At 37.8% G+C, this 12,583-nt stretch carries 9 protein-coding genes; all 9 read right to left on the bottom strand.

Features of this window, described 5'->3' with window-relative positions:
- Window positions 1-29: 29 nt before the first annotated feature.
- The 9 genes from HNR53_RS09020 to ppdK all read right to left on the bottom strand — a co-directional run bounded on the left by HNR53_RS09020 (window position 30) and on the right by ppdK (window position 12,581).
- Window positions 30-344, bottom strand: coding sequence for a metal-sulfur cluster assembly factor (locus HNR53_RS09020; protein ID WP_184525076.1), 315 nt, complete (start codon window positions 342-344; stop codon window positions 30-32).
- Between the two features lie 477 nt (window positions 345-821).
- Window positions 822-2,540: a hypothetical protein gene (locus HNR53_RS09015; RefSeq protein WP_184525074.1), complete on the bottom strand. Its 1,719-nt coding sequence runs from the start codon at window positions 2,538-2,540 to the stop codon at window positions 822-824.
- A 24-nt stretch (window positions 2,541-2,564) separates the two neighbouring features.
- Window positions 2,565-2,954 carry an IS200/IS605 family transposase gene (gene tnpA, locus HNR53_RS09010; protein ID WP_221452268.1) on the bottom strand — a complete coding sequence of 130 codons (390 nt, stop codon included), beginning with the start codon at window positions 2,952-2,954 and terminating at the stop codon, window positions 2,565-2,567.
- 196 nt (window positions 2,955-3,150) lie between these two features.
- On the bottom strand, window positions 3,151-5,688 hold the full coding sequence (locus tag HNR53_RS09005) for a DEAD/DEAH box helicase (protein ID WP_184525072.1): 2,538 nt from the start codon (window positions 5,686-5,688) through the stop codon (window positions 3,151-3,153).
- Window positions 5,689-5,913: 225 nt separating this feature from the next.
- A complete protein-coding gene (locus HNR53_RS09000) occupies window positions 5,914-6,657 on the bottom strand; it encodes a sulfotransferase domain-containing protein (RefSeq protein WP_184525070.1) in 744 nt (247 codons plus the stop codon).
- A gap of 803 nt (window positions 6,658-7,460) precedes the next feature.
- Window positions 7,461-8,219 carry an exodeoxyribonuclease III gene (locus HNR53_RS08995; RefSeq protein ID WP_184525068.1) on the bottom strand — a complete coding sequence of 253 codons (759 nt, stop codon included), beginning with the start codon at window positions 8,217-8,219 and terminating at the stop codon, window positions 7,461-7,463.
- Window positions 8,220-8,269: 50 nt separating this feature from the next.
- Window positions 8,270-8,779, bottom strand: a complete 510-nt coding sequence (locus HNR53_RS08990; protein ID WP_184525066.1) for a dUTP diphosphatase — start codon at window positions 8,777-8,779, stop codon at window positions 8,270-8,272.
- 41 nt (window positions 8,780-8,820) lie between these two features.
- Window positions 8,821-9,816, bottom strand: a complete 996-nt coding sequence (locus HNR53_RS08985) for a zinc-dependent alcohol dehydrogenase family protein (RefSeq protein WP_184525064.1) — start codon at window positions 9,814-9,816, stop codon at window positions 8,821-8,823.
- Window positions 9,817-9,908: 92 nt separating this feature from the next.
- Entirely contained in the window at window positions 9,909-12,581 is a 2,673-nt protein-coding gene (gene ppdK / locus HNR53_RS08980) for a pyruvate, phosphate dikinase (protein WP_184525062.1), read from the bottom strand.
- Between the last annotated feature and the right edge of the window lie 2 nt (window positions 12,582-12,583).

Here is a 12,583-nt window from a genome sequence, read left to right as displayed (position 1 = left end):
ATGATCGTCCTGTAAGGTGTCTTTTTTCATTAGTCACGTATACCAAGGGCAATTTTTGCATAACGGGACATATGTTCTTTCCCCCATGGCGGACTCCAGACAAGATCAATTTGAATATTTGTTAATTCCTTTACATTCATCGACAGCTTCATTTTTGCATCAGCCAGAATCTGCCCAGCCATCGGACATCCCATCGAAGTCATCGTCATTTTAATAAGGGCTTCCTTTTCTTCATTTACATTAACCTCATAAATTAAACCAAGGTTGACAATGTCGATTCCAAGCTCAGGGTCGACAACTTCTTCGAGTACTTCATATATACGATCAACCAATTCTTGGTTCATTTACTCACCCCATCCTCTTTACTCCATATTAACATGCAGCGTTTACTGAGAGCATTTCTCAATCAAAATATATCAGACATACGTTTTATGTCTAGTGATAAAAATCACACTATACAGATAATTATTTTTTAAAGAGTTCTGAAATCAAAAATATTTATACTCTCCATATTTCGTTTCCTGACTTCCCCACGGGACAAGCCCGCGTGGGTTCAAAATACCGTTTCTCTCTATCGTACACGAAGCTCCACACCTAAGATTCTAGGAGGGAAAAATCGCTTTGGAACACATCGATGAAGCTGATGTGGTTCATTCCTTACGTCCTGAACGGAGCACTAGCGGAAGGGTTGAACCCGACGTACAAGCAGCCCACTGGCCACATTATCGTACGTCTTCTTGTTTTTCAACAAAGGAAGCAAAGTCACACTCCCTAGTTTTTACTATTTTCTATATGGATTAACACAGTCTTGTTATTTAATATTATGAAATTTTTATTCCACTATTTAAGACGAACTTTCGGTTCTCTTTTATTTCTTGAACGCATAATTGATGTTTTTCATAAAAGTTTTCAAAGTGCTTTAAACACTGATCCCTATCGGGCTTTTGCAAATCCTTTTTTGAGCAAAACAATAGAAATGCTGAATAGATGTCACGTTGAATTTTTCTTCCGTCAGGCAGCGTATGCCACCTCTTTGATAGCTGTTTTTTATTTGTATCATCTAATTCATGGTCGTATTGCGATGCTTTGTACGTCCATGTATTTACCTCATGAACCGTTCCTCCAGTCATGGCGAATCGATACTTTACTTGATTGATGAAGTACCCTGGGCTCCTTTTGCCGATACTTTTACCAAATCTTTTTCGGCGATTAAATTTTCCTGTCTTTTCATTTTTGGTTATTTCTTTTGCCTTTCTTTGAAGAGCTTTTATGTTCATCGTTTCAATGATGAATTGATCTCCTAATGTACGCAATCGATTAATATCTTCATTGTGTGCATATTTTCTACTAAGAGCGGCTTTTCGGTGTAGGTTTTTTAGTTTTCCCTTTGCCTTTAGGTATCGTTTGGAATAGACCCATTCTTTCTTTCCTTTTTTAATGGTTCCATCAGAGTTGTAGTTTTGAGGATTGGTTGATTTTCTGGAACGAGCTAAATATCTCTGGATGAGATAGATTACACGCTCATAATAAAATGTATTTTTTGATCTTTCGGCTAAATTAAATAGATCCACATCGTTTTGACTCACGACTGCAAGTGTCTGTGTGCCAATGTCACCACCTATTTTGCCACTACCATAGGAATGGCGGAAGCTACCATCCTTTTTCCTTTTAACGACTGGAAGACCTTCTAACACTATTTGAACAAAAAAACGAAGCTTCCCACGGATCTCTTTCAGCACAATTCGATTGTTTCGAATGCGGTAAGTAGGGACAATGGATTTCCCTGCTAAGTACCTCTCCACATTTTCCTTATCGATAGAAAAGGTATTTCTCATGTAATGGGCTATATGGCTCAATGTTTCTTCTATAAATAAGTCTTTTTCTTTTATGTCTAATGGGAAACTCATTCCATTGTGTGTTATATAAATTGTTCCTTCATCCGAATTATGTTTTAAAATGACACATCGCTCTGCTTGCTTCCCTTGTATAGGAACAAACTCTCCTCGTTTATGAAATCGAGGTTTCATCGCCTCTCCGAATATCAGTCTTTCCATTGATCTCCATGCTATTTCGCAGACGTTCCATACCGTTACGGCATCTGGTAATTTATACTTCCTTGTCCTAAGGGATGCCCCGTAATTTCTCGCATATTCAAATGTAATATTGTGCTTATTGCGGAGTTCTTCAAACCTTTTGGTTAAATCTTTCTGTTCCTTCTCAAGAATTTTCTTTTCTTTCTCGTCTTTTGATTTATTTAATGTATTCGAAATAAGCCTATATTTTTTTAACACCTTTTTAAATTCTTTTGTACGAATCATTTGTGAGTAATTTTTATATAGTTGACCAAGTACTGTATTTCTTATGACTCTTAGTTGTTCATTGATTCGAATCAATTTCCATTGTTGGAAGGGTAACACTTTTATTTCAATTTCTACTGTGTGTAGCGGAGTATGATGTTCTCTGATCTTCTTTAATTCTTTTGCAAACTCAGAAGGTGGATTCCTTTTGCGAGCTTTCACGTTTTGAATTGGCATCGTCAATAGAATCACCCTCCTTCGCATGAATCAATCTTTCAACTTTTGTTCTTGTATATATTTTCGAACGGTTTCTTCACTTACGTTCCCTACCAAGCTAACGAAATATCCTTTACTCCATAAAGAACCTGAACGATGATAAAAAGCTTTTAACTTCGGGAATTTTTCAAATAGCTCTCTTGCCGATATGCTTTTAAGACTACGGACTACGTCCGTAGGTGCTACCGTCGGTTTTGTAGATATAAATAGATGGATATGATCTGACATGATCTCCATCTCTTTTATTTCATATCCGTAATTTTCTCCTATATTCCGGAGAATTTCTTTTAGTTCAAGCTCTATCCTTCCATTAAGAACATTGAATCTGAATTTAGGACACCAAATGATATGAAATTGAAGTAAATTTTTACAATGATTCAATCAATTATATTGGTTCATATTCCACCAAGATTTTGATTCCGTTTCTACTGGTCTTTGTATATATTTTACCACTAGGGAACACGTGATCGCAACAGTTATTTTATTCACCGCTTAAAAGGGTCGCTCAAATAGGGCAACCTAAAGGCTGCCCTATTTGAGCGAAGCACTTACATCCACGGGGCAATCCCTCGTGGTTTTACGTGCTAATTTCATAACAGGAATTGCAGATTGGATAACGATGATCCCAGGGCAGTACCTTATTACACTGGCGGCATCTTTTTCTCATCTTCTTAACCTCAATTTTCAGCTTCTCATGGATTAAATCACTTATTTCCTCACGAATTCGTTCCCAATAAAGGGCGCTGGTGTGTCGATTTAAGCGATACAGGAATAATAGATGCAATCCAACCGTTTTATAAGAAAGCTCCAATTCTTCTAAAGTTCCCTTTTTTATTTTCGGCTCTGGCAGTTCCTTTCCCGCCACAATCGATTCTACCGTCTTTTTCCATTGCTTAATCAAATCCGGCTCCCGAGTAGAAAACGGAAGATGTAATAAACCATAAAGAGCAGTCAATGAAAGACGAGCTTCCAATTCTGTCCCGCGGATGATTCGATATAGTTCTTTTTCCTCTGATAGTGAGGCTTTTTTTGTCCCTTTTGGGTTTTTAAATTTACCCCAGAGCGAGAAGAACGTCTCAAGATCTCTGTAATATTTTTGAAACCGTTCAAACACATGACTTGTCGGTGCAATCGTAAAGGTATGTATCGGTTCATCTTCCTGTAATAGGAGGGTTTCCATCTTTTTAATATCCTCAGTAAATGCTACTTTCCCGACTGCATACAGGCCTTTTCTCCCTGCCCTCCCGGCTATCTGCTTTACCTCTTGAGATTTAAGCAGCCTTCTCCCTGTTCCATCGAATTTATGATTTTCCAAAAAAACAATCCTGCGTATGGGCAGATTCAAGCCCATTCCGATCGCATCTGTGGCCACCACCATATTTGTTTCACCATTAATAAATCGTAATACCTGCTTTTTCCGGGTTTCAGGAGGCATGCTTCCATAAATCATACTGACTGAATGACCATCATTTTGCAGTCTGGATGCTGTTTCCAGAACTCTTTTTCTGGAAAAGCAAATAAGTGCATCTCCTTTTTTTACATGCTTTAATTTGAATTCCTTTTTTTCAACTTCGAGAGGAGTATCACGTTTATATTCGATGATGTCAATTTCTGAATTTCCTAATAATCCAATCAGCATTTCGCGCGCATTTACACTGGCAATGATATGAACTTCATCTGCCTGTACTTTTGTAATGGCTTTGTACCAGGAAAAGCCGCGATCTTTATCGGATATCATCTGAGCTTCATCAATCACAACTACATGATAAAAGTCTTTTTCATGAAACATTTCGACCGTGCAAGAAATATGGCAGGCACCAGAAGTAGTTTTTTCCTCTTCGCCTGTTTTCAATGAACAAGGAGTGCCATCTTCATTTAGTAAATCATATACTTCAAGTGCCAATAAACGCAGTGGCGCTAGATATAACCCGCTTGGTGCCTGTTTCATTCTTTGCAAAGCTTGATACGTTTTCCCGGTATTCGTCTCTCCAATATGCAGGACATAACGTATATTTCGTTCTCCAGGCGGACTGTATTCCATTTCAAATATTTCATTTACTATCCGCGCTTCTTCCTCCTTCTGCCGCTGAAGTCTGGCCTTTTCTTCTGCTTTTCTTTGTTCTCGCTGTTTCATATCTGTGATAAAAATATCCTGATGTAATTCTTCCTCGAAAGGAATTTGGGCAAGACGGAGTAAATCAGCCATTAATTCATCAGTCAAATAAGCACAAAAGTTTTCAACTAAATCGGTAATGTAATCTTGGCAAACATTGATCAGGACATCATCAAAAACCACTAAATCATACCGCACCACGAGTTCACGCGGGAGCGTTTGCTTTATTTTTTCTGGAACCACTTGAGAAAGAATCTGATAAATTTCTGCTTCATACACATCATAGTAGGTCTCATATACATACTCATAGTGATTCCAATTCAACACTTTCTGGATGCTGCCTGTTAATTCCACTAAAAAATCGCCAACTGTAAAATAATCCTGCTGCTGAAAAGCTCCTTGAGATACTAACGTCTCTTCAATAGAATAGGGATCCAGCCTTTGATACTTTACCTTGCTCTGAATGTCTTCCTTAAGTTGATCAGCAATCATTTTTCTTGTCTGCAAATAAAATAAATGTTGCTGCTCTCTTATTAAATCATCGATCATTTCTTCGAGTTCACTTTGACATTTTTTCTTCATTTCGTTTAATGCCTGTAGTTGAAGCTCTTTAAGGTAATCTTCTCTAGCCTTGTCATATAGCGCTGCCCATTGTTCAGTCTTCCCGGAAAATGTTTCAAGAAGCCATTCTTGAACTGGAAATGGTTTATAGCCTTTTATTTCGCTACGGAAGAGTTTGTTGATTATTTTCCGGTCAACACCTTCTACTTCATAGCCTCTCGCGCTTAAAAATTGTTTTTTCTCTGCACGCGGAACTTGACTGGATGCCAGATTCACCCAGACATTTATCCAGATTTGTTCAACATAATGACTCCGCTCCGTTTCATAATCGGAGAATAAAGGAATTGTTTTTTTATTCTGTAAATAATACCTTATATCTCCACGAATCTTTTCTTTTGTGTGCTCGATAGCAGTTTCATGGACGAAATCAAGTTTTTTCAATGAATTGCCTCCTTATCTCTTAATAAAAACACAAAGAACACATGTTCGTAAGTATAAAGTATTGTTCATCCTCTCCTAAACTGAGCATTTATGTGAAATTAAAAAGGAAGGTAATTTACATTAGTCTGTTTCTTCCTTCCTCTAAATTTTTTCCATCTAAAAATAATTGGTCATAGTAAGCCATTTGCTATTAAACAAAATTGATATTTCCTTCCAATTTCCTCATTACCAATTATTGTCCTTTTCATAACCAAGGTTAATTAAATGCTCTCCAGCCTTATTTTTGAAAGCGGTTTTGATTTCATCATCAAATTCATCACGCCAACTGCCAATTTTTCCTTTTCTAAAAGTAGGACATGAGGATGGATTAATATTATTCTCAGCCGCTTTTATCATTTTCTCAATAGGAACTGGTGGGATTAAGTCTTCCCATAAGTAATCAAGGATACTCTTTATAGCATTATGTCTAGAGATTGCAGAAGACACTAATTCCTCATAAGTAACAGGGAAAGTCACTGGTGATTTCTCCCAACCAAGAAAAGGGGCAAAATAATTATTGAAATCCGGCCACAATGGATTCTTTGTTCCGTTTATTAAAACTAATAAACGTTCCCTTATTGGCAAAGATTTTAGGTATGAAATCGCAATCCCTGAAGGGGCCTTATCAATAAAGTAAGCAAATGAAACTAAAACATCTCGTAAATCACGATATATATAGATCTGTTTTATATTTAATTTAATAAATAGATTCTCAATTGATGGTGTATACCAAAGATGTGCTGTCAATAACTCATTAGGTGACGCTTGTTTTAATATATCGTGAAAACCTTGGATTTGATTGGGTAATCCATTTAATAAAAATTTTTTTGGATTATAGGATATTAAAGTATTACTCAATAATATTTGAAGTGTAAGATGTGTTCCACTTTTAGGTAAAGTATTTAGAACAAATGGGGGTAAAGAATTCATAGCACATTCGCTCTCCTTGTAAAGTAAATTTGGAATCCATTTTTTGAGGTAATTTCGCTGAAGTTAATGTCTTTTAAAATATAAATACGTTAGTTTTCGGCGGGAATCCAACTTCTAAAGCAATTATATGTTAGCTGAAGAATAGTTTCTTAAGAAATCAATTACAAAAATTGCTTGGGCATTTCATATGGACTTAATTACCAAAAATGAGTTCCTGCCAAGATAATGGCTTACCAACACCTTTATAGATTGTATTAAAATATTAATCTAATTAATTATAATAATATATACCCTTGAATAATTAGGAATGTTATAAAGCATCAAATCGTTCCATAACTTTGCAATTTACTAAGTACCTTTTTTGTAACGGGAGGATGCTTTTTATAGAATTGAACTTACTTCCCTTCTAGAGCATATATTTATTTGTATTCAATTATTGATAAGGCTGTCACAGTTTTTAACTACTAAATAATACAAAGAAATTCCAATGAATATTTTGCGCAGAAGATTCTTTATTAGGTATTTATGCGGAGTGAGCATCTAATTGAAGGAAAAAGGAAAATTTGAGGATATACTTAGATAAATTATGGAAAAATGATCGTGAATTATTTTAGCAGAGTTGAAGGATACTACTTTCCACTATTAATAAAGATATTGAATACTCAAGATGTTTCTTCTGAGCAAGTTCAACCATATAATGAATTATAAACTAATCTAATAGAAGAAAACAGTATTATGAACGGTGGATAACGAGAGGAAAGCCCTTTATCAACAAGGACTTTCCTTATCATTTAGTAACTATTCTAAGTAAAATCTGTTGCTAATAAAATAGGACAATGATCGCTCCCCAAAATATCACAATGAATTTGCGCATCTTTAATTGTATCTGCTATTGTTTCAGATACAAGAAAATAATCAATTCTCCAACCGATATTCCGCTCACGGACTTTATTCATGTAGCTCCACCAGCTGTATACATCACCACGATCTGGATACAAATAACGAAAACTGTCAACAAAGCCGGCGTCAAGCAAGGATGTCATTTTCTCCCGTTCTTCATTTGTGAAGCCTGAATTACCAATATTCGGTTTTGGATTTTTCAAATCAATTTCTTGATGGGCCACATTTAAATCTCCGCAGAATAGAACTGGTTTCTTTTCGTTTAATTGAATTAAATGCCGCTTCATTGCATCTTCCCAATTCAAGCGGTAATCCAATCTTGTCAGGTCCCGCTTAGAATTTGGCGTATATACATTTACCAGATAAAAGTCCTTGTATTCTAATGTAATGACACGCCCTTCCGTATCGGGTTCGTCTAATTCGATCCCATAGTTGACTGAGATGGGTTCCTTTTTCGAAAATACAGCTGTTCCGGAGTAACCTTTTCGTTCAGCATAATTCCAAAATTGATGATAACCGTCTAAATCGAGCTGAATTTGATTTTCCTGCAGCTTTGTCTCCTGGATACAAAAAATATCCGCATCCACCTGATTAAAATAATCCAAAAAGCCTTTTTTTACACAGGCTCTTATGCCATTAACATTCCATGAAACTAATTTCATTTTATTTCCCCTTGTTGTTTCTACCCAGAAATCGGCAGCTCTTTTTTACTTTAATATCCTTTGTCCTGCCGCTGATGGTTTATTTCGTTTTTCTTAATATAAGCATCCTCTATCTGTTCCCAAGTAAAACCCAGCAGTTTTCCTATATTTAGATAAGCAGAAAAAGCTTCAACATAATGATACGGATCCTTCTTCTTTTCCATTAATAAAATCCTATCCATCACGTCTTTAAATGCTGGCACCAGTGTTACTGTTTCTTTCTCTTGCTCAAACATCCTTTGATAAGTATCGAATAGAAGGTCCACATCATATTCATGGGCATTCGCAATACTTAAGAAGAAATGAAGCGAATCCACATATTCTTCTAACAGGACGCTTTGTTCACTTGGTCCTTTTGTGCTCCAATGCTTAAAGCAGCGAGTTTCATTGGCTAACTCACATATTTCAACTAACAGCGCAAGGATTTTATTTTCCTCAAGATCTTTTCCTTCTAATCCATGCTCTATGACGATTCGTTCATCAAGCACCTTCTGCATTTCAGCTAATTTTTTCACATTCATATTCCGTCATCCTCTATTCATTTTACCTTATGTGTTCTTCCTTACCATTCGTTGACCAGCACAATTTTACCAATCGCTTTATTGTCTTCTAAATATTGATGGGCCGCTGAAACGTCATCAAATGTAAAATGTTTCGGGTCAATTACTGGATGTAATTTTCCTTCATTAATAATAGAAGAAATATGATTTAAACGGACTTTGTTTTGCTGCCGTTCGTTTTCATTCATCATATGTAATAGCATGAAAACAACATGGAATGATAGTCCTTTAGAATGCAGCGGGGTCAAATCGTGCGTCGAACGTGCCGCCACGCCAACGACTGTTCCATGCAGCGCTGCAGCTTGAAATGAGCGATCAAGATTTTCCTTGCCGACAGTATCGAAAATATACTTAAATCCTTTGCCATTCGTAAATTGCTCAACATATTCCTGAACAGATGTTTCTTTATAATTAATGACAACATCGGCACCTAATTCTTTGGCCATTTGCTGTTTTTCAGGTGTCGATGCTGTCGTATAGACTTTGGCACCTGCCCATTTAGCCATTTGGATCGCTACATGACCTACCCCACCCGCAGCAGCATGGATTAAAATATCATCACCTGCTTTTATTCCTGCCCGATCAAATAATGCTTCATATGCCGTAATCGCCACAAGCGGGATGGCAGCCGCCTCAGCCATTGTAAGATTCTCCGGCTTACGGGCAATGAGTCTGGCATCGGCAAGCATGTATTCTCCTAAAGCTCCACCTGCTCCCTTAAAACCCCCGGCACAGCCATACACTTCATCACCCGGTTTGAATTCCGTAACACCTGCTCCTACTTCAGTAACGATTCCGGCCACATCCCCATGAAGAACCACAGGAAATTCAGCAGCAACATCCGGAAATAATCCGCTCCGGACTTTCGTATCGATGGGATTTACACTCGTCGCCTTCACATGAATCAAAACATGACCTGGCTGCACTTCTGGTACTGGAATATCTTCTACTTGAAAAACGGATGATCCTCCGAAAGAACGAATAACCTGAGCTTTCATATTTTCTCACTCCTACTATGTATATCAGTACACTTTCTATTGTAGCATGAAAAGAGGGCACCATAATAATATGATGCCCTCTCAATACTCTCTTATTTTGACGTTACTGTTTCTTTTTCTTCAGCTAGTTGATGGCGAATCGTTGCTTGAGCTGCAGCAAGTCTTGCCAATGGCACACGATATGGAGAACAGCTGACATAGTTCAAGCCTGCTTCATAACAGAATTCGATTGAACTCTTTTCACCACCGTGTTCACCACAAATACCAGTTTTTAAGTTTGGCTTCACTTGACGGCCTAATTTAACACCTGTTTCAACTAATTTGCCAACTCCGTCACGGTCTAGGACAGCGAATGGATTTTCTGGCAGGACTTTTTCTTCGATATATGTTTGTAAGAATTTCCCTTCCGCATCATCACGGCTGTAACCGAAAGTAGTTTGCGTTAAGTCATTCGTACCGAATGAGAAGAAATCAGCTTCCTCAGCTATTTTGTCAGCTGTAAGAGCAGCACGAGGAATTTCAATCATTGTACCTACTTGGTATTCAAATCCAATACCCGCTTCTTCCTTCACTTTTTCTGCTGTTTCGACTACCAATTCACGCATCCGTTTCAGTTCATTCACGTGGCCAACAAGAGGAATCATAATTTCTGGTTTAACAGGAATACCTTTCTCTGTTAAAACAACAGCCGCATTACAGATTGCTCTTGCCTGCATTTCATAAATCTCTGGATTTAACATTCCTAAGCGGCAGCCACGGTACCCAAGCATTGGATTCATTTCAGCTAATTGATTAACCTTCTTCAGCAGTTTTTCCTTTTCTTTTAATTCTTCAGAATCAGGTGCAGTAATTTGCAATTTTGTCACTTCAACTAAAAGTTCTTCTTTATCCGGCAAGAATTCATGCATAGGCGGATCTAATAAACGAACGTTAACAGGATGACCTTTCATCGCTTCAAAAATTCCTTCAAAATCGCCTTGCTGCATCGGCAATAATTTATCTAATGCCACTTGGCGCTGTTCATCCGTTTCCGCAAGAATCATTTCTTGGACGATTGGAAGACGTTTTGGATCCATAAACATGTGTTCTGTACGGCATAAACCAATTCCATCCGCACCGAATTCAAGAGCTTTACTTGCATCCTCCGGTGTATCGGCATTGGCACGAACACCAAGGAATCTTGCTTCATCTGCCCAATCAAGCAGTTGTTTAAATTCATCAGAAAGTTCCGGGTCAATCATTGGAATTTCACCAAGGAATACTTGACCAGTGGAACCGTCAATCGTAATCACGTCACCATATTTCACAACCGTATCACCTACGGTAAACTCTTTTGCATTTGTGTCAATTTTGATCGATTCACAGCCACAGATACATGCTTTACCCATTCCGCGCGCTACTACTGCTGCGTGACTGGTCATACCGCCTCGGCTTGTTACAACTGCTTGTGCAGCTACGATACCATGAATATCATCTGGAGTCGTTTCGGAACGGACAAGGATTACCTTTTTGCCGTCATTTCCTAATTGCTCTGCCTCATCTGCATCAAACACAACAAATCCTGTTGCCGCACCAGGAGATGCAGGAAGACCCTTTGCAATTTGTGTTTGATTATGATTGTCATCAATACGGCGGTGCAGCAATTGATTCAATTGATCCGGATCTACACGTAATAATGCCGTCTTTCTATCAATAATTTCTTCATTCACCATTTCAACAGCGATACGGATCGCTGCTTGGGCTGTACGCTTACCTACCCGGCATTGCAGCATATATAACTTACCACGCTCAACGGTAAATTCGATATCCATCATATCTTTATAGTGTTTTTCAAGTAGTTCACAAGTTGCTGTGAATTGTTTGTATACTACAGGCATATCTTTTTCTAAGACATGAATCGGCTGTGGTGTGCGGATCCCAGCAACAACATCTTCACCTTGGGCGTTAATTAAATATTCTCCGTATAGAATATTTTCCCCTGTGGATGGATCGCGGGTAAATGCCACACCTGTACCAGAGTCATCTCCCATATTACCAAATACCATGCTTTGAATGTTAACCGCTGTACCTAAATGATCAGGAATTTTATTTAAACGGCGGTAGACGATGGCTCTTTGGTTATTCCATGAATCAAAAACAGCGTCAATCGCTAAGAATAATTGTTCTTTAGGTTCTTGCGGGAAATCATTTTTTGTATGTTTTTTTACGATTTGTTTATAGCCCGCAATAACTTCCTGCCAGTCTTCTGCAGTCATTTCAGGGTCAGCACTATATCCTTTTTGTTCTCTTACTTCTTCTAAAAATTGCTCAAAATAAAAACTGTCAATTCCTAAAACAACGTTACTGAACATTTGAATGAAACGGCGGTAGGAATCATAAGCAAAGCGCGCATTTCCTGTTAAATCGGCTACCCCTTTTACCGCTTCATCATTCATACCTAGATTTAATACGGTGTCCATCATTCCAGGCATAGAAAAGACAGAGCCGGATCGCACGGATACCAAGAGTGGATTGGCAGTATCCCCTAATTTTTTTCCTGTATTTTCTTCTAATTGTTGCAACGCAGCTAAAATTTGTGCTTCTACTACAGCAGAAATCTTTTTGCCTGCTTCATAATAATCATTACAAGCCTGAGTAGATATTGTAAAACCAAACGGAACGGGAAGTCCGATATTAGTCATTTCTGCTAAATTAGCTCCCTTTCCGCCAAGCAATTCTTTCATTTCACTGTTGCCTTCATTAAATAAGTAAACAAATTTGCTCATTT

The sequence above is a fragment of the Bacillus benzoevorans genome (assembly GCF_014207535.1).
Lineage (GTDB): Bacteria > Bacillota > Bacilli > Bacillales > Cytobacillaceae > Bacillus_BD > Bacillus_BD benzoevorans.
The sequence above is the reverse complement of the archived record's forward strand: the minus strand, read 5'-3'. Positions and strand labels throughout refer to the sequence as shown.

What these genes read in the sequence shown, in the direction of transcription:
- HNR53_RS09020 (WP_184525076.1), bottom strand. Translation starts at nt 344, where the DNA reads ATGAACCAAGAATTGGTTGATCGTATATATGAAGTACTCGAAGAAGTT.
- HNR53_RS09000 (WP_184525070.1), bottom strand. Translation starts at nt 6,657, where the DNA reads ATGAATTCTTTACCCCCATTTGTTCTAAATACTTTACCTAAAAGTGGA.
- HNR53_RS08995 (WP_184525068.1), bottom strand. Translation starts at nt 8,219, where the DNA reads ATGAAATTAGTTTCATGGAATGTTAATGGCATAAGAGCCTGTGTAAAA.
- HNR53_RS08990 (WP_184525066.1), bottom strand. Translation starts at nt 8,779, where the DNA reads ATGAATGTGAAAAAATTAGCTGAAATGCAGAAGGTGCTTGATGAACGA.
- HNR53_RS08985 (WP_184525064.1), bottom strand. Translation starts at nt 9,816, where the DNA reads ATGAAAGCTCAGGTTATTCGTTCTTTCGGAGGATCATCCGTTTTTCAA.
- ppdK (WP_184525062.1), bottom strand. Translation starts at nt 12,581, where the DNA reads ATGAGCAAATTTGTTTACTTATTTAATGAAGGCAACAGTGAAATGAAA.